General features: G+C 71.2%; 18 protein-coding genes, 1 tRNA gene and 1 riboswitch. Of the genes, 6 read left to right on the top strand and 13 right to left on the bottom strand.

The genetic code is table 11. The features are described from left to right. Positions 1-7: 7 nt before the first annotated feature. The gene (locus tag ACSNOG_RS14765) at positions 8-1,411 is read right to left on the bottom strand and encodes a cystathionine beta-synthase (protein WP_436753096.1); all 1,404 of its coding nucleotides are present in this window, start codon (positions 1,409-1,411) and stop codon (positions 8-10) included. 220 nt (positions 1,412-1,631) lie between these two features. Here ACSNOG_RS14765 and ACSNOG_RS14760 point away from each other — a divergent pair, with 220 nt between their 5' ends. From ACSNOG_RS14760 to ACSNOG_RS14750, 3 genes are all read left to right on the top strand, one after another. Further along, positions 1,632-2,672, top strand: a complete 1,041-nt coding sequence (locus tag ACSNOG_RS14760; protein WP_436753095.1) for an SGNH/GDSL hydrolase family protein — start codon at positions 1,632-1,634, stop codon at positions 2,670-2,672. A gap of 402 nt (positions 2,673-3,074) precedes the next feature. Continuing rightward, a complete protein-coding gene (locus tag ACSNOG_RS14755; protein ID WP_436753094.1) occupies positions 3,075-4,295 on the top strand; it encodes an acetyl-CoA C-acetyltransferase in 1,221 nt (406 codons plus the stop codon). A gap of 248 nt (positions 4,296-4,543) precedes the next feature. Further along, positions 4,544-5,428, top strand: coding sequence for a hypothetical protein (locus tag ACSNOG_RS14750; RefSeq protein WP_436753093.1), 885 nt, complete (start codon positions 4,544-4,546; stop codon positions 5,426-5,428). A gap of 52 nt (positions 5,429-5,480) precedes the next feature. Here ACSNOG_RS14750 and ACSNOG_RS14745 read toward each other — a convergent pair whose 3' ends face one another. Beyond that, positions 5,481-5,819 (bottom strand): hypothetical protein, encoded by a 339-nt coding sequence (locus ACSNOG_RS14745; protein ID WP_436753092.1) that lies wholly within the window; start codon positions 5,817-5,819, stop codon positions 5,481-5,483. 98 nt (positions 5,820-5,917) lie between these two features. Here ACSNOG_RS14745 and ACSNOG_RS14740 point away from each other — a divergent pair, with 98 nt between their 5' ends. After that, a complete protein-coding gene (locus tag ACSNOG_RS14740; protein ID WP_030365184.1) occupies positions 5,918-6,148 on the top strand; it encodes a DUF4287 domain-containing protein in 231 nt (76 codons plus the stop codon). 116 nt (positions 6,149-6,264) lie between these two features. On the opposite strand, the gene ACSNOG_RS14735 is transcribed toward ACSNOG_RS14740, so the two are convergent. Together ACSNOG_RS14735 and ACSNOG_RS14730 are read right to left on the bottom strand one after the other, a co-directional pair. Beyond that, positions 6,265-7,137, bottom strand: a complete 873-nt coding sequence (locus ACSNOG_RS14735) for a Bax inhibitor-1/YccA family membrane protein (RefSeq protein WP_436753091.1) — start codon at positions 7,135-7,137, stop codon at positions 6,265-6,267. Positions 7,138-7,317: 180 nt separating this feature from the next. Further along, a tRNA-Leu gene (locus ACSNOG_RS14730) sits at positions 7,318-7,400 on the bottom strand. Positions 7,401-7,829: 429 nt separating this feature from the next. Here ACSNOG_RS14730 and ACSNOG_RS14725 point away from each other — a divergent pair. Next, the gene (locus ACSNOG_RS14725; RefSeq protein WP_436753090.1) at positions 7,830-8,612 is read left to right on the top strand and encodes an ABC transporter ATP-binding protein; all 783 of its coding nucleotides are present in this window, start codon (positions 7,830-7,832) and stop codon (positions 8,610-8,612) included. A gap of 75 nt (positions 8,613-8,687) precedes the next feature. Beyond that, positions 8,688-11,204, top strand: coding sequence for an ABC transporter permease (locus ACSNOG_RS14720; protein WP_436753089.1), 2,517 nt, complete (start codon positions 8,688-8,690; stop codon positions 11,202-11,204). Between the two features lie 102 nt (positions 11,205-11,306). Here the strand turns inward: ACSNOG_RS14720 and ACSNOG_RS14715 are convergent, their stop codons facing one another. The 9 genes from ACSNOG_RS14715 to ACSNOG_RS14675 all read right to left on the bottom strand — a co-directional run. Then, positions 11,307-12,629, bottom strand: coding sequence for a class I SAM-dependent methyltransferase (locus ACSNOG_RS14715; protein WP_436753088.1), 1,323 nt, complete (start codon positions 12,627-12,629; stop codon positions 11,307-11,309). 195 nt (positions 12,630-12,824) lie between these two features. Next, positions 12,825-14,216, bottom strand: coding sequence for an NAD(P)/FAD-dependent oxidoreductase (locus tag ACSNOG_RS14710; protein ID WP_058046611.1), 1,392 nt, complete (start codon positions 14,214-14,216; stop codon positions 12,825-12,827). Between the two features lie 380 nt (positions 14,217-14,596). Beyond that, positions 14,597-15,538 carry a Ppx/GppA phosphatase family protein gene (locus ACSNOG_RS14705; RefSeq protein WP_436753087.1) on the bottom strand — a complete coding sequence of 314 codons (942 nt, stop codon included), beginning with the start codon at positions 15,536-15,538 and terminating at the stop codon, positions 14,597-14,599. Beyond that, positions 15,535-16,065, bottom strand: a complete 531-nt coding sequence (locus ACSNOG_RS14700) for a DUF501 domain-containing protein (RefSeq protein ID WP_436753086.1) — start codon at positions 16,063-16,065, stop codon at positions 15,535-15,537. Before ACSNOG_RS14700 ends, ACSNOG_RS14705 begins: the two co-directional genes overlap by 4 nt. A 144-nt stretch (positions 16,066-16,209) precedes the next feature. Further along, the gene (locus tag ACSNOG_RS14695; protein WP_436753085.1) at positions 16,210-16,674 is read right to left on the bottom strand and encodes an FtsB family cell division protein; all 465 of its coding nucleotides are present in this window, start codon (positions 16,672-16,674) and stop codon (positions 16,210-16,212) included. 147 nt (positions 16,675-16,821) lie between these two features. Continuing rightward, on the bottom strand, positions 16,822-18,102 hold the full coding sequence (eno, locus tag ACSNOG_RS14690) for a phosphopyruvate hydratase (protein ID WP_436753084.1): 1,281 nt from the start codon (positions 18,100-18,102) through the stop codon (positions 16,822-16,824). Between the two features lie 287 nt (positions 18,103-18,389). Continuing rightward, positions 18,390-19,136 carry a transglycosylase family protein gene (locus tag ACSNOG_RS14685; RefSeq protein WP_436753083.1) on the bottom strand — a complete coding sequence of 249 codons (747 nt, stop codon included), beginning with the start codon at positions 19,134-19,136 and terminating at the stop codon, positions 18,390-18,392. A 3-nt stretch (positions 19,137-19,139) separates the two neighbouring features. Continuing rightward, positions 19,140-19,320: riboswitch (cyclic di-AMP (ydaO/yuaA leader) on the bottom strand. 260 nt (positions 19,321-19,580) lie between these two features. Next, a complete protein-coding gene (locus ACSNOG_RS14680; protein WP_436753082.1) occupies positions 19,581-20,705 on the bottom strand; it encodes a transglycosylase family protein in 1,125 nt (374 codons plus the stop codon). A 113-nt stretch (positions 20,706-20,818) separates the two neighbouring features. Further along, on the bottom strand, positions 20,819-22,102 hold a 1,284-nt coding region (locus ACSNOG_RS14675; RefSeq protein WP_436753081.1), incomplete at its 5' end, for a cytochrome P450 family protein.

The raw sequence follows: 22,102 nt of genomic DNA, 5'->3' as shown, positions 1-22,102 counted from the left end.
GGCGGTGCTACTTGGCGCCGTTGGGCTTGCCGGCGCTCTCCGCGAGGAACGCCAGCAGGTCCTGACGGCTCACCACACCGGTGGGCTTGCCCTCGACCAGGACGATCGCCGCGTCGGCCTCGCCCAGCACGGCCATCAGGTCGCCGACGGGCTCGCCGGAGCCGACCTGCGGCAGCGGCGCGCACATGTGCTTCTCCAGCGGGTCGGAGAGCGAGGCGCGCTGGGTGAACAGGGCGTCCAGCAGCTCGCGCTCCACGACCGAGCCGATGACCTCGGCGGCCATCACATCGGGGTGCCCCGCGCCCGGCTTGACGATGGGCATCTGCGAGACGCCGTACTCGCGGAGCACCTCGATGGCCTCGCCGACCGTCTCCTCCGGGTGCATGTGCACCAGGGAGGGCAGGTCGCCGTCCTTGCGGCGCAGCACGTCGCCCACGCGGGCGGCGTCGCCGGCCTCCTCCAGGAAACCGTAGTCCGCCATCCACTCGTCGTTGAAGATCTTGCTCAGGTAGCCGCGGCCGCTGTCCGGCAGGAGGACGACCACGACGTCGTCCGGGCCGAGGTTCTCGGCGGCGCGCAGCGCGGAGACGACCGCCATGCCGCAGGAGCCGCCGACGAGCAGGCCCTCCTCCTTGGCGAGACGGCGCGTCATCTGGAAGGCGTCCTTGTCGGAGACCGCGATGATCTCGTCGGTCACCGTGCCGTCGTAGGCGCTCGGCCAGAAGTCCTCGCCGACGCCCTCGATCAGGTACGGACGGCCGGAGCCGCCGCTGTAGACCGAGCCCTCGGGGTCCGAGCCGATGACCTTGACGCGGCCGTCGCTGACCTCCTTCAGGTAACGCCCGGTGCCGCTGATCGTGCCGCCCGTACCCACGCCCGCGACGAAGTGGGTGATCTTCCCCTCCGTCTGCTCCCACAGCTCCGGGCCGGTGGAGTAGTAGTGCGAGAGGGGGTTGTTGGGGTTGCTGTACTGGTCGGGCTTCCAGGCGTTGGGCGTCTCGCGCACGAGCTTGTCGGAGACGTTGTAGTAGGAGTCCGGGTGCTCCGGGTCGACCGCGGTCGGGCAGACGACGACCTCCGCACCGTAGGCCCGCAGCACGTTGATCTTGTCAGTGGAGACCTTGTCCGGGCAGACGAAGATGCACTTGTAACCCTTCTGCTGGGCCACGATCGCCAGACCGACACCCGTGTTGCCGGAGGTCGGCTCGACAATGGTGCCGCCCGGCTTGAGCTCGCCGGACTTCTCCGCGGCCTCGATCATGCGCAGGGCGATCCGGTCCTTCACGGAGCCGCCCGGGTTGAAGTACTCGACCTTGGCGAGGACGGTGGCCTTGATGCCTTCGGTCACGCTGTTGAGCTTCACGAGCGGGGTGTTGCCAACGAGCTCAATCATCGAATCGTGATACTGCACGGTGATCTCCGCGGTCGGGGGCACTAGCGGTCTCGCGTACCCATACGGCCAGCCTAGAACGCATCCGGCCGCTCCAACGGCGCGTTGCAGATGCGGGCGCTCGGGGCAACCTGCTCATAGCGCGCTCTGCCAAGGGTGCGGGGCGTTCATGAATGCTTTATGAAGCGTTTGTAAAACCGTGTACGCGGCTCGGAACCCGGCTGCGGAGGAGGTCCGGCCCATGTCACCCATCTCCACGTCGAGGGCGAGGGCGGCCCGGCGCATCGCCGCTGCGGCGGCCTACGGGGGCGGCGGCATCGGCCTGCTCGGAGCCACGGCGGCCGGGGTCCTGCTGACCGAGGCGCGGCTGGCCAGGCGGGTGGTCGGCGGCTCGAACGACGCCCCGCCGCACGCGGACGGCCGCTACGGCTCGGCCTTCGTCCACCGGCTCGGGCGCGAGCCGCTGCTGCTCGGGCTGCTCGGCGACTCCACGGCCGCCGGCCAGGGCGTGCACCGGCCCCGGCAGACGCCGGGGGCCCTGCTCGCCTCCGGGCTCGCCGCGGTCGCCGAGCGGCCCGTGGAGCTGCGGAACGTGGCCCTGTCCGGGGCGCGCTCGCACGACCTGGACCGGCAGGTCACCCTGCTGCTCGACGACGTGGAGCGGGCACCCGACGTCTGCGTGATCATGATCGGGGCGAACGACGTCACGCACGGGATGCCGGCCGCGCGGTCCGTACGGCTGCTGTCCGACGCGGTGCGGCGGCTGCGGGAGGCGGGGAGCGAGGTCGTGGTGGGCACCTGCCCCGACCTCGGCACGATCGAGCCGGTCTACCAGCCGCTGCGGTGGGTGGCGCGGCGGCAGAGCCGCCAGCTGGCCGCGGCGCAGACCATAGGGGTGATCGAGGCGGGCGGCCGCACGGTGTCGCTGGGCGACCTCCTGGGCCCGGAGTTCGCCGCGAACCCGAGAGAGCTGTTCGGCCCCGACAACTTCCACCCCTCCGCCGAGGGGTACGCCACCGCGGCGATGGCCGTCCTGCCGACGCTCTGCGCGGCGCTGGGGCTGTGGCCGGAGGACGAGGAGCGGCCGGACGCGGCCCGCCGCGAGGGCATCCTGCCGGTCGCCCGTGCGGCGGCGGAGGCCGCGGCCGAGGGCGGCACCGAGGTGACGGCGGCCCGGGGCCGCTGGGCCCTGCTGAAACACCGCAAGCGCCGCCGCCTCCCGGCCCACACGGAGCCGACCCCGCACCACGTGTGGTCACGCGCGACCCGGGGCAGCGGCTAGCCCGCCGCGAGCGCACCGGAGGGCGGCTCCCGTCCCCTGCACGCCGCCGCAGCGGCGCTGGGCCCGAGCGGCGGTGCCCGGCGGTGCGGTACGCGCCTGAGCCCGGACGGCACCGCCGGACCCCGGCGTCGTGGTCGCTCGCCGTCGCGGCGGATTCAAGGGTGCGAGCGCCCCTTGACCGAGCAGGGCGTCCTTGGCCGCCGGGCCCCGCCGTCGTTCGCGCGTCGCCGCAATTTCCAAGGCGCGAGGCACCCTTGAACGTGTGGGGGAAGGGTGCCCGTGGGCGGTCGGGGCCGTGGGACGGGGCAAGAGTGCGAGGGGTCACAGTGACCAAGCCGTGACCCGGGCCCTACGGGCGGGTAACTTCCACCCAGTCCTGCTTTCACACGCCCTGGAGCCGTGATGCCCGAAGCCGTGATCGTCTCAACCGCCCGTTCGCCCATCGGTCGCGCCTTCAAGGGCTCGCTGAAGGGCATGCGCGCCGACGACCTGACCGCGACGATCATCAAGGCCGCGCTCGACAAGGTGCCCGGGCTCGACCCGCGCGACATCGACGACCTGATGCTCGGCTGCGGCCTGCCCGGCGGCGAGCAGGGCCACAACCTCGGCCGCATCGTGGCCGTGCAGATGGGCATGGACCACCTCCCCGGCTGCACGATCACCCGCTACTGCTCCTCGTCCCTGCAGACCTCCCGCATGGCCCTGCACGCCATCAAGGCGGGCGAGGGCGACGTCTTCATCTCCGCGGGCGTGGAGACGGTCTCCCGGACCGTCAACGGCTCCTCGGACGGCATGCCCGGCAGCCACAGCCCCTTCTTCGCCGAGGCCGAGGCCCGCACCGCCGCCCGCGCCGAGCAGGGCGGGGAAGAGTGGCACGACCCGCGCGAGGACGGCCTCGTGCCCGACGCGTACATCGCGATGGGCCAGACCGCGGAGAACCTCGCCCGCCTGAAGGGCATCTCCCGCGAGGAGATGGACGAGTTCGGCGTCCGCTCGCAGAACCTCGCCGAGGAGGCCATCAAGGCCGGCTTCTGGGAGCGCGAGATCACCCCGGTCACCACCCCCGACGGCACGGTCGTCAGCAAGGACGACGGTCCGCGCGCGGGCGTGACCATGGAGGGCGTCGCGGGCCTGAAGCCGTCGTTCCGCGCGGACGGCCTGGTCACCCCGGGCAACTGCTGCCCGCTCAACGACGGCGCCGCCGCCCTGGTGATCATGTCCGACACCAAGGCGCGCGAGCTGGGCCTGACCCCGCTGGCCCGGATCGTCTCCACCGGTGTCTCCGCCCTCTCCCCCGAGATCATGGGCTTCGGCCCGGTCGAGGCCAGCAAGCAGGCGCTGGCGCGGGCCGGCATGAGCATCGGCGACATCGACCTGGTCGAGATCAACGAGGCCTTCGCCGCGCAGGTCATCCCGGCCTACCAGGCGCTCGGCATCGACATCGACCGCCTGAACGTCAACGGCGGCGCCATCGCCGTCGGCCACCCCTTCGGCATGACGGGCGCCCGCATCACCGGCACGCTCATCAACTCGCTGCAGTGGCACGACAAGCAGTTCGGCCTGGAGACGATGTGCGTCGGCGGCGGCCAGGGCATGGCGATGGTCATCGAGCGGCTGAGCTGACGCGATCGAGCAACCGCGCCGGTGGCGAACGGCTTCACGAGCCGCTTGCGCAACCGTGACCGAATCGCCCCCAGGATGTGACCAACGTCCCGGGGGCGATTCGTTTCCGCAGGTCAGAGATGTTGAAGGAACAACGTCCGGGACGTAAGTCCCGCCCGCTTCATGACGTTTTGCACTGGGGTCTCCTGGGAGGACGCCTCAAGCTGAGGTAGGAATCTGGGGGATCCATAGCAACCGGGAGTACGTCAGTGAGCGCCATGTCCCTTGCCCTGCTGCTGGCCGCGGCCACCGCGACGGCCGCGGGCGCCGCCGCCCTGCACGCCACTCGCGGCCTGCGCCGCCAGATCACCGCCCTGCGCGCCGACCTCGCGGCCGCCACGGCCGAGCGCCGTACGCACCCCACCGTGCCCGCCGCCCGCCCCGCCCCCGCCGCGGAACTCGCGGAGATACGGGCGGCCGTCGCCGACGCCCTCGCCGAGGAGCGCGAGCGCGAGCTCGCCGAAGCCCGTGCGTTCTGGGCCGCCCAGGAAGCCCGCGAGCTCGGCGGAGCCGGGGACGCCCCCTCGCTGCTGGGCCTGCCCGGCCTCGGCGACGACCTCGCCGAGGGCCCCTACGGCGGCCTCTACCTGCCCCGCCAGGCCGACCTCGTCGGGCTGGAGCCGCTGGCCGAGCTCACGGAACTGACGGAGCTCGCCGAGTTGGCCGAGTTTGCCGAGTTCGCGGAGTTCTCCGAGGCTGCCGCCGCCGAGGCCGAGGCCGCGGACTCCCCCGAGCTGGCCGCCGCGCGCCGCCGCCACCCCTCGCACCCCGACTTCTCGCCCGCGCCGGCCACCGGCGACCACGAGAGCACGGTGGAGCGGCTCGGCGAGCTCGCGGACGCCCGCGTCCCGCTGACCGACGTGCGCCCGGGCCCGCTCGGCACGCTCGACGTCTACGTCTTCGCCGACGGCACCACGGTCTGCATGACCCCCGGGCACCGCGAGACCGCCGAGCGCCTCGCGGACGCCCTGCGCGCCGGCGACGCACCCGTCCTGCTGGGCGGCTCCGGCGTCTCCGGGGCGTACGCCCTGACGTTCGGCTGCGGCACGGAGAAGGTCTACGTACTCGCGGACCGGGTGATCGCGTCGCTGTGACGGCGTGACGCCGGCCCCGCGGCGCCGAACCCACCCGGATCCGTACGCACCGCTACAAACCGCACCGCTTCGCCGCGGCCTCGATCAGGGCCACCGCCTCCGCCGCGCCCGCGCCCTCGGGGGCGCGGCCGCCGCCGTCCGCGGCGAGCGCCTCGGCCAAGTCGTGACCGGCCACCGCCACTTGGTCCGCGACGGCGAACATTCCCGCCTCGGGCATTTCCCTCGGCACGGCGGTGCCGGGTTCCTCGATCCGCTGCGCCCACGCCGCCAGTTCCCGCGCGAGGGACAGCGCTTCCGCGGCCGCTCCCCTGCTCAGACGGGACTGCGGCAGGGCCCGCAGCCGGTCGGCGAAAGCGTCCACGGCGGCCAGAAGAGACGTCACATCATCCACAGCGCGAGCCTATGCGCCGTTGCCGGAGTGTTGCCAACGTCTGCACACTCGGGCACGGTGACATGAAGGACCATCATTCGACGCGTCCGGAGGCGCCGATGTCCCACGTCTTCTCCGACGAGACCCACCGGAACCTGCTCTCCCGAATCCCCCATTGCACCGGCCGCGAAGTGGCCGACTGGCTGCGCACGGTCGAGGAAGGCCCCTCTCTCTTCCGCTTCGAGGAGAAGGTCAGCTGGCTCCGCGGAGAGCACGACCTCGCATATGGCCACGCCAAGGCGATCGTCCACGAGTACGACCTCCGGCGGGCCGCCCGGAAGCTTCTGTAGCGGCGCACACCGCAAGCGGCGGGCGGCGCCCCCGTTCGCCCGCCGCGTTCAGGCCTGAAGGCGCATACGGCGAAGGGCCCGGGAAGATCTTCCCGGGCCCTTCGCCGAAGACCGCGCTAGTCCTCGTTGAGGATGCCGATCAGCTGCAGCATCTGGATGTAGATCCACACCAGCGAGACCGTGAGGCCGAAGGCCGAGAACCACGACTCCTCGCGCGGCGCGCCGTACTGGATGCCGTCCTCGACCTGCTTGAAGTCGAGCGCGAGGACGGCCGCGCCGATCAGCACGCCGATGACGCCCACGCCGACGCCCAGCCAGCCCGTGCGCAGACCGAGGCCGTCACCGCCGCCGAAGACGGCGAACAGCATGTTCACCATCATCAGCAGGACGAAGCCGATCACGGCGGCCGTCACGAAGCGGGTGAAGCGCCGGTTGACCCGGATCAGACGGGTCTTGTACGCGATGAGCACGCCGACCGAGACGAGCATCGTGCCGAGCACGGCCTGGACCGGGGCGCCCTGCGCGTAGTGGTTGAAGGCCTTGCTGACCACGCCGAGGAAGAGGCCCTCGAACGCGGCGTACGCGAGGATCACCGCGGGGACCGGCTTGCGCAGGAAGATCGACTGGGCGAAGCCCAGAAGCATCGCCACGAGGCCGGCGCCGTAGCCGAGGGCGACCGGGACGTTCAGCCCCCAGCCGACCGCCGCGGCCAGGATGACCGTGCCGAGCGTCATGCCGGTGCGCATGACGACGTCGTCCATCGTCATGCGGCCCGTGGTGGCGGGGGCCTGCGGATACCCCTGCTGGAGATCCGGGCCGCCCTGGGCGTAAGGGTTGGTGGCGTACGGGTTCGCGGGCTGCTGCGCGTACGGATTGTTCGCGTAGGGGTTGCCCTGGGCCGCGGTCCCGGCCTGCGGCGCCGCGTTGAAACCCGCGTAGCCGTTGTTGCCGCGGAACCGCCGCGAGAAGACCGGGTTGCTGCTCCTCATCCTCACTCCATCCATGGCCACCCTGCGCGGCCTTGCGACCAAGAGTAATAGGTAGGCAAAAGAATGCGCTCGTGCTTGGGAAGGATCTTTTCCGGGTGCACTCCCCCTACCACTAGGGGGACAACGCAAACCGGTGGCACTCGGTTCCCTACGGAGAGTGGGGGACACTGAGCAGCTGAGTGCCCGGAGCCGGACTTGAACCGGCACGGCCCGAAGGGCCAGCGAGGTTTAAGCTCGCCGTGTCTGCATTCCACCATCCGGGCAGCGCTCTCGGGCGTACAGGCAGGGAAAGGCGCGCGAGCCTCCCTGGTAAGAGGAGAGCAGGACGAGCCTAGCCGGGGAGCGCCCCCCAAACAGCGGAACGATGACCCGAGGTTGTCTTATTTTATTGGCAACTGAGGGTGCATCAGTGCAGGAACGACGCCAAAGGCACATGCCACGGGCCGATACCGCCCGTTCACCGGGCGACCCCGGACGGCCTGCGGAATTGTCGCAATCTCGCCGCCCGGGCCACCGCCCCGGCAGGCGCCCCGCGGGGCGGTGCCCGGCGTCATACCCAAGGAGGAGAAGCACCCTCCCGGATCAGACCGAGGTCTGCCCCGGGAACGGGAGCTGGGTCTGATCCCGGCGGGCCGCCCGGCACGGACGATGGAGGGGTACCAGAAGCCGTCGTCCCGACAGGAGCCCGCCCCGTGACCACCTCCCCCTACGGCGTCCAGACCGCCGCCCGCCCCACGGCAGTGGCAGCCCGCGCCACGGGCCTCACCAAGGTCTACGGCCACGGCGAGACCCAGGTGGTCGCCCTGGACGCGGTCTCCGTCGAGTTCCGCCAGGCCGAGTTCACGGCGATCATGGGCCCCTCGGGCTCCGGCAAGTCCACGCTGATGCACTGCATGGCGGGCCTGGACACGGTCTCCGGTGGCTCGGCGGCGATCGGCGACACCGAGCTGACCACGCTGGGCGACAAGAAGCTCACCCGGCTGCGGCGCGACAAGATCGGCTTCATCTTCCAGGCGTTCAACCTGCTCCCCACGCTGAACGCGCTGGAGAACATCACCCTGCCGATGGACATCGCCGGCCGGAAGCCCGACCGCACGTGGCTGGACATGGTCGTCGACACCGTCGGCCTCTCCGGACGCCTCAAGCACCGTCCCAACCAGCTCTCCGGCGGTCAGCAGCAGCGCGTGGCCGTCGCCCGCGCCCTGGCCGGCAAGCCGGAGATCATGTTCGCGGACGAGCCCACCGGAAACCTCGACTCGCGCTCCGGCGCCGAGGTCCTGGGCTTCCTGCGCAACTCGGTGCGCGAGCTCGGCCAGACCGTCGTCATGGTCACCCACGACCCCGTGGCCGCGTCCTACGCCGACCGCGTGGTCTTCCTCGCCGACGGCCGCATCGTCGACGAGATGCGCGAGCCCACCGCGGACGCGGTCCTCGACCGCATGAAGCGCTTCGACGCCAAGGGCCGCACGAGCTGAGGAACGGCTCCGCCGTCCCCCAGCCTCCCGACGACGGCCCGGCACGGGCCCACTCCCCCAGGACACACACAGACCATGTTCCGTACCGCCTTGCGCAACGTCCTCGCGCACAAGGCCCGGCTGCTGATGACCGTACTCGCCGTGATGCTCGGCGTGGCCTTCGTCTCCGGCACCCTGGTCTTCACCTCGACCATCTCCGACGCGTACCAGAAGAGCTCCCAGAAGGGCTACGACAGGGTCGACGTCGCCATCCAGCCCCACCGCAAGGGCGACGACGGCAAGCCCGGCGAGGTCTCCCGGCTCGGCCAGGACCTGCTGGACCGGGCCGCCAAGGTGCCCGGCGCCGCCTCCGCGACCGGTTCCGTGAGCGGCTTCGCGGCGATCGCCGACAAGCACGGCAAGCTGATAGGCGAGGGCTTCTCCTCCTCCGGCGCCAACTACTACCCGGGCACCGGCGGCAAGGACGCCCGCTACCCCATGAAGGACGGCCGCGCGCCGCAGGGCGCCGGTGAGATCGCCCTCGACGCCAAGACCGCCGAGCGCGCCGGCTACAAGGTCGGCGACACCGTCCGGATCTCCGTCGACGGCCCCGTGCTCGGCCAGCGCCTCGCCGGCATCTTCACCACGGACGACGGCGCCGTCGCCGCCGGTGGCAGCCTGGCCCTGTTCGACACCCCGACCGCGCAGAAGCTCTACGGAAAGCCCGGCGAGTTCAGCCAGATCGACGTGAAGGCCGCCGCCGGCACCTCGCAGACGGCCCTGAAGTCCTCCATCGACAAGATCCTGCCGAAGGACGCCGAGTCCGTCACGGGCAAGAAGCTGGCCGACGACGAGGCCGAGATCATCGCCCAGGGCATGGACGGCATGCGGACCAGCCTCCTGGTCTTCGCCGGCATCTCGCTCTTCGTGGGCGTCTTCATCATCGCCAACACCTTCACCATGCTGGTCGCCCAGCGCACCAAGGAGCTGGCCCTGATGCGCGCGGTCGGCGCGAGCCGCCGCCAGATCACCCGCTCCGTGCTGATCGAGGCGTTCGTCGTCGGCACGGTCGCCGGCCTCGCCGGACTGCTCGCGGGCATCGGCATCGGCGCCGGGCTGCGCGCGCTGATCAGCAAGACGGGCGCCGGCATCCCCGACGGCCCGCTGGTGATCGCCCCGAGCACGGTCCTGGTCTCGATGGCCGTCGGCATCGTCGTCACCATGCTGGCCGCCTGGCTGCCCGGCCGCCGCGCCGCGAAGATCCCGCCGGTCGCCGCGATGAACAGCATCCACGCCGTGGCCACCACGAAGTCCCTGGTCGTCCGCAACAGCATCGGCGGTGCCCTCACCGCCCTCGGCGCGGCCGTCGTGCTGACGGCGAGCAGCTCCACCGTGCTGGGCCTGGGCGCGGCCGTCGTCCTGATCGGCATCTTCGTCCTGACCCCGCTGCTGTCCCGCCCGGTGATCGCCGCCGGTGCCCCCGTCCTGCGCCTGTTCGGCATGCCCGGCAAGCTCGCCCGGCAGAACGCCGTGCGCAACCCGCGCCGCACCGCCGCGACCGCCTCCGCGCTGATGATCGGCCTCACCCTGATCACCGGTCTGACCGTGATCGCGGGCAGCGTCCAGAAGGCCATCGACAAGATGGCCACGGAGTCCCTCAAGGCCGACTACGTCGTCTCCATGGCGAGCATGACCCCGCTCTCCCCGGACGTGGAGAAGAAGCTCGCCGCGCACCCCGACGTCACGGCCACCAGCCCCATGCGCCAGTCCCCGGCCCGCGTCGACGGCGACGAGCACCAGCTGCTCCGGGGCGTCAACGGCAAGGCCGTCGGACAGCTGACGAAGCTGGACTTCACCTCGGGCTCGTTCACCGTCTCCGGTGACAAGGTCGTCATCGACGACGCCCTGTCCCGCATCAACCACTGGAAGACCGGCTCGTCCTTCGACGTGACCTTCGAGGACGGCAAGAAGGGCCGCCTGACGGTCGCCGGCGTCTACAAGGGCAACGACCTGCTGCGCGGCATCATGGTCGACAACGGGACCCTGACCCCGCACCTGAGCGAGATCAACGACCACCAGGTCATGGTCAAGACCAAGAACGGCGCCGGAGAGGCCGTCAAGGACTCGCTGCGCAAGGCCCTCGGCGACAACCCCGCCATCCAGATCCAGACCAAGCAGGACATCTCCGACGGCATCTCGAAGATGATCAACCTCCTGCTGAACATGCTCTACGGCCTGCTGGCCATGGCCGTGATCGTCGCCGTCCTCGGCGTCATCAACACCCTGGCGATGAGCGTCTTCGAGCGCCAGCAGGAGATCGGCATGCTGCGCGCCATCGGCCTGGACCGCAAGGGCATCAAGCGGATGGTCCGCCTGGAGTCGCTGGTGATCTCGCTCTTCGGCGGCGTGATGGGCATCGCCCTGGGCGTCTTCTTCGGCTGGGCCGCGGGCGACCTCATCAAGAAGGGCATCAACACCTACGAACTCGTGCTCCCGTGGGGCCGGATGGGCCTGTTCCTGCTGCTGGCCGCGGTGGTCGGCGTGCTGGCCGCGCTGTGGCCGGCCCGCCGGGCGGCGAAGCTGAACATGCTGTCCGCCATCAAGGCGGAGTAACAGCACCCCCGCAGATGCCCGTAGATGCGTAGGGCCCGGTCCGTACGGACCGGGCCCTGCGGCGTGTTCAGCGGCGTGTCAGTGGAGCGCTCAGTGGCGTCTTCAGCGCCAGTCGCGGGTCCGCAGCGGCATGCCGGCCTCGCCCGTCCCGGGTGTGCGGACGGCCAGCACCTGGTTGACGCCGATCCGGTTGCGTTCGAAGGACAGCGCCGAGGCGGCCATGTACAGCCGCCAGACCCGGGCGCGGCCGGGCGAGGTGAGGTCCACGGCCTCCGTCCAGTGCTTCTGCAGGTTGGCCACCCACTGGCGCAGCGTCAGGGCGTAGTGCTCGCGCAGCGACTCCACGTCGCGCACCTCGAACCCGGCCTCCTCCAGCTGCGCGACGGTCCGCCCCACGGGGGCGAGCTCGCCGTCGGGGAAGACGTAGCGGTCGATGAACTCGTCGACCTCGTACGCCTCCTCGTCCTTGAGGGGGCGGCGGGCGATCTGGTGGTTGAGCAGCCGGCCGCCGGGCTTGAGGAGGGCGTGGACGTCGGCGGCGTACTCGGCGTAGCGCGCCGAGCCGACGTGCTCGGCCATGCCGATGGAGGAGATCGCGTCGAAGGGGCCGTCGGAGATCTCGCGGTAGTCCTGGACCCGGATCTCGACGCGCTCCGTCAGACCGGCCTCGGCGACGCGCTTGCGGGCGTAGGCGGCCTGTTCCTCGGAGAGGGTGATGCCGACGGCGCTCACCCCGTACTCGCGGGCCGCGTGCAGCACCATCGAGCCCCAGCCGCAGCCGACGTCGAGGAGGCGCTGCCCGGGCTCGAGGGCGAGCTTGCGGCAGACGAGGTCGAGCTTGGCGCGCTGGGCCTCCTCCAGGGTGGAGGCGCCGTCCCCGTCGCTCCCCCAGTACGCGCAGGAGTAGACCATGGAGGGGCCGAGGACGCGCTCGTAGAAGGCGTTGCCGACGTCGTAGTGGTGGCTGATGGACTGCTTGTCGCGGCGCAGGGTGTGCAGGGGGCCGCTCGTCCTGCGGGCCTCCTCGCGGGGCGGCCGGGGCGGCAGCCCGGGGCCGGCCAGTTTGACGAGCTCACCGCCGGCGGCGCGCAGGCGCGGGTCGCGCACGGCCGTGAGGAGGGCGGCGAGGCCGGAGCGGCGGGTTTCCTCGCCGCGCTCCCAGAGGGAGCCGGCCAGGAGCTCGAGCGCCTCGTAGAGATCGCCCTCGACGTCGATGTCGCCCGAGACCCAGGCCCGGGCGAGACCCAGCTCGCCGGGCTTCCACAGCAGTCGGCGCAGGGCGCGGCGGCGGATGACCAGGACGGGGGCACCGGAAGTGCCCGGAGGGCCGTACTCGCTGCGGTCCCAGGCGCGGATCCGGACCGGGAGCGGGGCTCCCAGGACCTCTTCCGCGAGCGCGGTGAGCCGTCGAGCGGCGTCGGCCATGTCGCACACACCTCCATGATGCAAGGTCAGGAGAAACGTTCAACTGACACCTAAACACCAAGAGTCGGCACGGTAGTCCCGTTCAGTCAGATTAGATCGACTGTGGGTGGCCGGACATACGACAAACGGCGTCCACCCCACGGATTGGTGGACGCCGTTGCCGACGGGTTGACCGCGGCCGAGCCGCGGCCGCTGCTAGGAGGCCTTCGCCTTCTCCGACGGGACGGAGTCGGCCTTCGGCTGCGGGGCCGGCTTCGCGGCCTCGTAGAACTCCTCGCGGGGGTTCTCCATGGCGCGCAGGGAGACGACCTCGCGCTTGAGGAACATGCCGAGGGTCCAGTCCGCGAAGACGCGGATCTTCCGGTTCCAGGTCGGCATGGCCAGACCGTGGTAGCCGCGGTGCATGTACCAGGCGAGACGGCCCTTGAGCTTGATCTTCATCTTGCCCATGACGATCATCGCGACGCCCTTGTGGAGGCCGAGGCCCGCCACCGCACCCTTGTTGGCGTGCTTGTACTCGGTCTGCGCGGCCGAGAAGCCCCGCATCGCCGAGATGACGTTGTCACCGAGGACCTTGGCCTGGCGCAGCGCGTGCTGGGCGTTCGGCGGGCACCAGGCGTTCTCGTTGCCCGCGGCGCGGCCGACGAGGTCCGGAACCTGGGCGTTGTCGCCCGCGGCCCAGATGTAGTCGGTGCCGTTGACCTGGAGGGTCGGCAGGGTGTCGACGTGACCGCGCGGGCCGAGCGGCAGGCCGAAGCGGGCCAGCGCCGGGTTGGGCTTGACGCCCGCGGTCCACACGATGGTGTTGGAGTCGACCTCGAGGCCGTTCTTCAGCACGACGTGGCCGTCGACGCAGGAGTCCATCGACGTCGAGAGGTGGATCTCGATGCCGCGGCTCTCCAGGTGGGCCTTGCCGTACGCGCCGAGCTTGGGGCCGACCTCGGGGAGGATCTTGTCGGCGGCGTCGACGAGGACGAACCGCATGTCCTCGCGCTTGACGTTGGGGTAGTACTTGGCGGCGTCGCGCGCCATGTCCTCGACCTCGCCGATGGTCTCCGCACCCGCGAAGCCACCGCCGATGAAGACGAAGGTCAGCGCCTTGCGGCGGATCTCCTCGTCGGTCGTGGAGTCGGCCTTGTCCAGCTGCTCCAGGACATGGTTGCGCAGGCCGATGGCCTCCTCGACGCCCTTCATGCCGATGCCGTTCTCGGCGAGGCCGGGGATCGGGAAGGTACGGGAGACGGCGCCGAGCGTGACGATCAGGTAGTCGAAGGGCAGCTCGTACGCCTCGCCGACGAGCGGCGCGACGGTGGCGACCTTGCGGTCCTGGTCGATGGTGGTGACGCGGCCGGTGAGGACCTCCGCCTTGGGGAGCACGCGTCGCAGCGGCACCACGACGTGGCGGGGGGAGATGCTGCCGGCAGCTGCTTCGGGCAGGAAGGGCTGGTAGGTCATGTACGAGCGCGGGTCGACGACCGTGACGGTCGCCTCGCCGTACCGCATCTTCTTGAGGATGCGGCGCGCCGCGTACAGGCCGACGTACCCACCGCCTACTACGAGGATCCGTGGACGCTCCGTGGTGCTCATGATTCGAGTATCCAGCACTCTCCACGGGCATGCTCGTGAGCCCCTTCACAAGGGGGCAGGGGGTATCTGCTACACTCCGCCGCCCACGTGACCCATGCCATACGCCCGTAAGGGAACCAGTGGAGGGCCGGGCGCGTTGTGAACCCCTGTTGAACTGGCCTTGCGGGTCTTGAGTTGACTAGACCACTGCCTCGCAGGCACGCGCATAAGCGCCCCTTTAACCCGGCCGAAACCGGACGGCATCCCGCCGCAGAGGCCTGCGGAGGCCCCGGAAGGGCCCAACGGGCCCCTTCGCGCCGCCAACGCTCCCTTTTTTCATGTGAAGGATTTCACGAACTTTTCCCGGGAGACCCCCGAAGGGGCCTCCCCGGGACGCCTTCTCAGGCGACGCTCCAGGCGATTCCGTCCAGAATGTCGTGTTCGCTGACGACGACCTCGTGGGCCCCCACGCGCTCCATGACGGCCTGCAGGACGAGCGCTCCGGCGCAGATCACGTCGACCCGGCCCGGGTGGATCACGGGGATCGCCGCGCGCTGCTCGTGCGTCGCGGCGAGCAGCTTGCCGGTGATCTCCCGGACCTGCTCCAGGGAGATCCGCGCGTGGTGGATGCGCGTCCAGTCGTACTCGGTCAGACCCAGCGCGACCGCGGCGACCGTGGTCACCGAGCCCGCCAGGCCGACGAGGGTGCGGGCCTCGCCGAGCGGCACGGTCTCCTCGGCCAGGTCCAGCGCGGCCTCGACGTCCGCGCGTATCGCCGCGATGCGCTCGGGGGTCGGCGGGTCCACCACGGCGCCCTCCGCGACGAGGTGGCGCTCCGTCATGCGCACGCAGCCGACGTCGACGCTGCGCGCCGCCCGGACGTGGTCGTCGCCGACGACGAATTCCGTGGAGCCGCCGCCGATGTCCACGACGAGGAACGGCCGGGCCAGATCGTCGCGGCCGGAGAGCTCCTTGGTGGCACCGGTGAAGGAGAACTCGGCCTCCTGGTCACCGCTGATCACCTCGGGCTCCACGCCCAGGATGTCCACCACGCCGCGCACGAAGTCCTCGCGGTTCTCGGCGTCCCGCGAGGCGGAGGTGGCGACGAACCGCACGCGCTCGGCCTTCAGCTCGCGGATGACCTCCGCGAACTCCCGGCAGGCCGCGAAGGTCCGCTCCAGGGCCTCCTCCGCCAGCCGGCCCGTGCGGTCCACGCCCTGGCCCAGGCGGACGATCGTCATCCGGCGGTCGAGCTCGGTGAACGCCCCGGTCGCCGGGTCGAGATCGGCGACGAGGAGCCGGATGGAGTTGGTGCCGCAGTCCACGGCGGCGACGCGGGTCACTTCTCGTCACCCCCGCAGGGCGTGACGCACGGGCCCTTGGCCCACCACTCCGGCAGCAGCGCCAGCGCCTCGTCACCGAACGGGTTCACCCCCGGGCCGGCCACGAGCGAGTGACCCACGAGCACGTGCAGGCACTTGACGCGGTCGGGCATGCCGCCCGCGCTCGGGAAGCCCTCCAGGACCTCGATCGCGTCGCGGCGCCGGAGGTAGTCCTCGTGCGCGGCGCGGTAGGCGGCGGCCAGCTCCGGGTCGGTCGCCAGGCGGTCCTGCATCTCCTTCATCAGGCCCGAGCCCTCCAGCGTGCCGATCGCGGAGGCGGCGCGCGGGCAGGTCAGGTAGTACGTCGTCGGGAACGGCGTGCCGTCCGGCAGCCGCGGCGCGGTCTCGACCACGTCGGGCTGACCGCAGGGGCAGCGGTGCGCGATGGCGCGCAGCCCGCGCGGCGGACGGCCCAGCTGCTGCTTGAACGCCTCGATGTCGTCGGCGGTGGGCTCGGTGGACTCGGTCTGGGGCGGAGGGGTGTCCATGTGCTCGCTCGTGTCGTCTTCGCTCGGTGGTCTCGGCAGGTGAAGTCAGGTCAAGGCCGGTGTCGGCGGGTCGGCAGGCCGGCGGGTCGGCAGGCCCTCGGGTCTGCGGGTCGTCAAGAAGAGGAACGGGGCGGGCGGACGCGGTCAGCGCGGGGAGTCCGCGGCGTCCACGCCGTCCCACAGGTTGCTGTACCAGGGGCGGTCGGCGGCGCCCTGGTCGCGCGGGCGCCGGGCGGTGCCGCTGCCGTCGACCACGCTGAAGCCCGTCTCTCCGGGGCGCAGGTAGTGCAGGTGCTCGCGCGCCTGCTGCTCGACGTACGCCGGGTCCTCCAGCCGCGCCTTCTCGTCCTCCAGCCGCTTCACCTGCTCGCGCGCGCGCTCGGACTGGCGGCGCTGGTCGGCGATGTCGGAGCGCTGGGTGACCCACTGGCGCATGGGGTAGGCGAGGGCGACGACCAGCGAGCACACGACGAGCGCCAGCAGCGCCGCGCGGCCGGTGAGCCGGCTGCGGCGCGGGCCGCGCGCGCGGTAGACGCGGGCCGTGGGGCCCTGGACGAGCACCGAGCCGAGTGCCCTGAGCCTGGTCGCGGTGGAGCGTTCCGCCGCCACGTCGCCTCCCCGAGGTCCTGGTCGCCCGCAGCCTCGCTACGAACGTACGTCCCCGGCCACGGTACGGGACCGTGGCCGGGGACGTGGTGAGGCTGCTCCCCTGAGGCCGTGTCAGGCCTGCGGGGCGTCAGCCCCCCGCTGCGCGTGTCAGCCCTTGAAGCGCGGGAAGGCGCTGCGGCCGGCGTAGACCGCGGCGTCGTCCAGGATCTCCTCGATGCGCAGGAGCTGGTTGTACTTGGCGACGCGCTCGGAGCGGGCCGGGGCGCCGGTCTTGATCTGGCCGCAGTTGGTGGCGACGGCCAGGTCGGCGATGGTGACGTCCTCGGTCTCGCCGGAGCGGTGCGACATCATGCACTTGAAGCCGTTGCGCTGGGCCAGCTCGACGGCGTCCAGGGTCTCGGTCAGCGAGCCGATCTGGTTGACCTTGACGAGCAGGGCGTTGGCGGCGCCCTCCTCGATGCCGCGGCCGAGGCGCTCGGGGTTGGTGACGAACAGGTCGTCACCGACGAGCTGGACCTTGTCGCCGAGCTTGTCGGTGATGGTCTTCCAGCCGTCCCAGTCGTCCTCGAACAGCGGGTCCTCGATGGAGACCAGCGGGTACGCCGCGACGAGCTCGGCGTAGTAGTCGGTCATCTCGGCGGCCGTGCGGTCCTGGCCCTCGAACTTGTAGACGCCGTCCTTGTAGAACTCGGAGGCGGCGACGTCGAGCGCGAGCGCGATGTCCTGGCCGGGGGTGTAGCCGGCCTGCTTGATGGCCTCGAGGATGAGGTCCAGGGCCTCGCGGTTGGAGCCGAGGTTCGGGGCGAAGCCGCCCTCGTCGCCCAGGCCGGTGGACAGGCCCTTGGCCTTCAGGACCGACTTGAGGGTGTGGTAGACCTCGGTGCCCCAGCGCAGGGCCTCGGAGAAGGACTCCGCGCCGATCGGCGCGATCATGAACTCCTGGATGTCCACGTTGGAGTCGGCGTGCGAGCCGCCGTTCAGGATGTTCATCATCGGAACGGGCAGCAGGTGCGCGTTCGGGCCGCCCAGGTAGCGGAAGAGCGGCAGGTCGGACGCCTCGGAGGCGGCGTGCGCGACGGCGAGGGAGACGCCCAGGATGGCGTTGGCGCCGAGCGAGCCCTTGTTGTCGGTGGCGTCCAGGTCGAACATGGCCTGGTCGATCAGGCGCTGCTCGGTGGCGTCGTAGCCGACGAGCTCCGGGCCGATCTGCTCGATGACGGCCAGGACGGCCTTCTCGACGCCCTTGCCCATGTAACGGTTCTTGTCACCGTCGCGGAGCTCGATGGCCTCGAAGGCACCGGTGGAGGCGCCGGACGGCACGGCGGCACGGCCCGTGGAGCCGTCGTCGAGGCCGACCTCGACCTCGACCGTGGGGTTGCCTCGCGAGTCGAGGATCTCGCGAGCTACGACGACGTCGATGGACGGCACGAGGGTCTCCTTCGTGTGTGTCTGTGGTTCTGCAGCACGAGCCTAACGGGCCCCGGAGGCTCGCCTCGCCGTTGGACCGCGTTCCCGGGCCGGAAAAGCCTAAAAAACAGCACAAAAGCCCAGAACACCGTATGAACGGCGGATTTTTTCGCTGAACGGGGAAGCAGGCCGGGTCCGGAAACGGCTGAGCCCCGCTCCGGTGCACGCTCGGGGCAGCGCATCGGAGCGGGGCGGTCCCGCCGGGAGCGGAGAGGGGCGGTCCACCGCGGTGGACCGCCCCTGCCGGATCAGCTGAGGTGCAGCTTCTGGCCGACGTAGATCACGTCCGCGTCCTGGACGATGTCCTTGTTGCGGTCGTACAGCTTCTGCCAGCCGCCCTTGACGTTCTTGGCGTCGGCGATCTTGGAGAGGGTGTCGCCCTCCTTGACCTCGTACTCGCCGTCGCCGACCTTGTAGGACTGCGGGGCGGAGTGCTGCTTCGGCGCGGCCGGCTTGGCGGCCGGGGCCTCGTCGCGCTCGACGGTCTGCGGGGCGGTGCGCTTCGGCGCGGCCTTCTTGGGCGCGGCCTGGCGCTCGCTGCGGTCCGCGTGGGACTTGCCCGAGACGGTGCCGCCGGCGCGGGAGGACTTGGTGGAGGAGCCGCCCGAGGTGTCGACGTCGGCCTTGGCGCCACCGGAGCTCAGACCCGGCACCGCGCAGCCCCAGGCGCCCGGGCCCTGCATGGCGAGCAGCCGCTCGGCCACGGCGATCTGCTGGCCCTTGGTGGCGTGGTCGGCGCGGTCGGCGTACTTCTGGCCGCCGGCGGCGTTCCAGGAGGACTGCGAGAACTGCAGACCGCCGTAGTAGCCGTTACCGGTGTTGATGGCCCAGTTGCCACCGGACTCGCACTGGGCGACCTTGTCCCACGTGGAAACCGAGGCGGCGTTGGCGGAGGTGGCGACCATCAGCGGGGCGGCGACAGCTGCACCGGTGACACCGGCGAGCGTGAAGATGCGGACGGCCTTGGACGGACGACGGTGCTTGCCCTTGGACATAAGTCGTTTCCTCACCGACGCCTACGAGGTGAGCTGTCGGGTTCGGGCTGTGAGTTCGCCCGGCTTCGTGTGCGAGCACACTCGGCTTCACCCCTAGCCGGTCCCGGACCCACGGCCTTGGCCGAGGAGCCGTTACCGGCGCCTACCTTGGTTCCCCCGCTCCTGCCTACGGCGCTTGCGCGACGACTCCCCCGATCGCCGGCAGGATTCGGCGTGGCGACCGTGGTGCCCGCGGTGGCGAGCGGACACGACGGTAAACACAGTCGCGGCAAGGGTTCAAACCCCTCTTTCCAGCCACAGTTGCCCCTGGTTACCCAGGGGAACATCACGTTTCCGCAGGTGAGAGACGGTTTGCCAAGTCCGGGAAGTCCGCATTCCGCCACCGGGCAAAGAGACCCATGTCTCACTTTCGACTGGAACGGACATTCGCCGCGAACTGCCGGTCTATTTACCGACCTCGAGCCTCTGACCAGGACGGATCAGGTCGGGATCGGTTCCGACCGCTTTCTCATTGCGCTGATACAGAGACTGCCAACCTCCCTTGACCGCATGCTCCTCGGCGATGGCTGACAGGTTGTCACCGGGACGCACGGTGTAGTCGGTGGGCGTGGGGCTGCCGGTGCGTGCGTCGCCGCCGCCCCGGGACGTACGGCCCTCGTCCTCCGAACGGGACGGGTCCGCCCGGTGCTTGCCCGTGCCCGCGCCGGCGTCGTCGGGCGTCCGGCCCTCGGGCGAAGCGGAATCGCCGGGCGAGGGCGAGGCCGTGCCGCCGGGAATCTGCGTCGGGTCGTCGGTCGGGGACGTGGACGGCTTGCGGTGCCGGCCTTCCTGCGGCTCGCCGGACTTCCCGTCGCCCGGCTTGCCCGGGGCGCCCGGTGACGGCGCGTCGGACGAGGGGCTGCCGGACGGGCTGCCGGACGGCTGACCGGAGGACTGCCCCGGCGACGGCTGCCCGGTCGAGGGCTGCCCCGAAGGCTGCTTGGAGGGGTCGGCCGAGGGGCTTGTGGAGGAGCCGGGCGAGGGCTTCCCGGACGGCGAGGGAGACGTGGACGCGTCGGAAGGCTTGCCGTGCTCGGAGGGCTCGGACGGCTCGGACGGCGTGGAGTGCGAAGTGGTGCGCTCCGGGGCGCGTGAAGGCGTCGAGTCGCTCGCGGGGGCGTGTGTGCCGCCCGGGTTGACCTCCGCCGGGGCGCCGCCCGAGGTGAGCCCCGCCTTCGCCGCACAGCTCGACCAGGGGCCGGAGCCGCTGCTTTCGAGGATCTGCTCGGCGACGGTGATCTGCTGCGCACGGCTGGCGAGGTCGGGCCGGGGGGCGTACTCCCGGCCGCCGTGGCGCTCCCAGAGGTCCTGGGTCAGCTGCAGTCCCCCGTAGGTCCCGTTTCCGGAGTTGGCACTCCACAGGCCGTCGCTCGCGCACTGGGCGACACGGTCCCAGGTGCCTGCGTCGGCGGCCGACGCACCGGTGGCCGCCATCAGCGGCATGGCGATCCCGGAGGCGGTCACCCCCGCGGCGACCACGATGGCGGGTATCTGACGGGGGCGGCGATGTCGGCCGTTTCCGGGTCTCATGGGCGGTTGCCTCTCGTTCGGCGGCGAATGGTGGTTGAAGATAGCGACGGCCCACCCGAGTCACAAGCCGATGTAGCGGAGGTCACGCCGAGATCACGTCGGCTGACGCGCGTTCAGGCGGGCGGCCCTCCCTGGGTGGTTGTGTCCGGAATGCCCTCCGGTGCAGAGGCCACCGGACCCTCCGGCGTGAACGTCACCGGGAGCGTGCGCAGACCGCGCATGATGAGGCCGCCGCGCCACCGCAGCTCCTCCGGATCGGCCCCCAGCCGCAGGTCGGGAAGGCGCCGCAGCAGGGTCGCCAGGGCCGTCTGCCCCTCCAGGCGGGCGAGGGGCGCGCCCAGGCAGTAGTGGATGCCGTGGCCGTAGCCGAGGTGCTGGTTGTCGCGACGGGAGAGGTCCAGCGTGTCGGGTTCGGCGAAGCGCTCGGGGTCGCGGTCGGCGGCCGCGAGGACGACGAGGACGGGGTCGCCCTCGGCGATGCGCTGCCCGCCGATCGTGAGGTCCCGGGTGGCGAACCGCCAGGTCGCGAGCTCCACCGGGCCGTCGTAGCGCAGCAGTTCCTCGACACCGGTCGCGAGCAGGCCCTCGTCGCCCTCGGCGAGGGCGCGCTGGAGGCGCTCGCGCTGCCCCGGATTGCGCAGCAGGGCGTAGGTTCCGTTACCGATCAGGTTCACAGTTGTTTCAAAACCCGCAAAGAGCAGGATGAAGGCCATGGCCGCGGCCTCGTCCTCGGTGAGGTGCTCGCCGTGGTCACTCGCCCTGATCAGCCCGGAAATGAGGTCTTCACCGAGATCCTCCCGTTTCCGGTGGATCAGTTCCGTGAGATAGCCCCGCATCTTCTTCACGGAGCGCGCCACCCCGCCGCGGGGCCCGCCGCCGTGGCGGATCATCATCCCCGCCCAGTCCCGGAAGTCGTCCTGGTCCTCGCTCGGGACGCCGAGCATGTCGCAGATGGCGTAGATGGGGAGCGGGAACGCGAACTCGTGGATGAGGTCGGCCTCCCCCCTGTCCGCGAACCCGTCGATGAGCCGGTCCGTCAGCTCCTGGACGCGGGGCGCGAACTCGGCGACCCGGCGCGGGGTGAACGCCTTCGAGACGAGGCGGCGCAGCCGGGTGTGGTCCGGCGGGTCGATGTTGAGCAGGTGCGTCATCAGGTTGGCGCTGCGCTCGCCCGGGATGCCGACCTTGCCCTTGCCGTGGGCGGACTCGGAGTGGTGCACGGGGTTCTTCGACAGGCGCTGGTCGGCGAGCGCCTGGCGGGCGTCGGCGTACCGGGTGACCAGCCACGCCTCCACGCCGCTGGGCAGGGCGGTGCGGTGCACCGGGGCGTGTTCGCGCAGCCAGGCGTACGCGGGGTACGGGTCGGCGGCGAATTCCCAGGTGAACAGGGGCGGGGC

This window comes from Streptomyces sp. URMC 124, from assembly GCF_051386455.1.
Classification (GTDB): domain Bacteria; phylum Actinomycetota; class Actinomycetes; order Streptomycetales; family Streptomycetaceae; genus Streptomyces.
The sequence above is the reverse complement of the archived record's forward strand: the minus strand, read 5'-3'. Positions and strand labels throughout refer to the sequence as shown.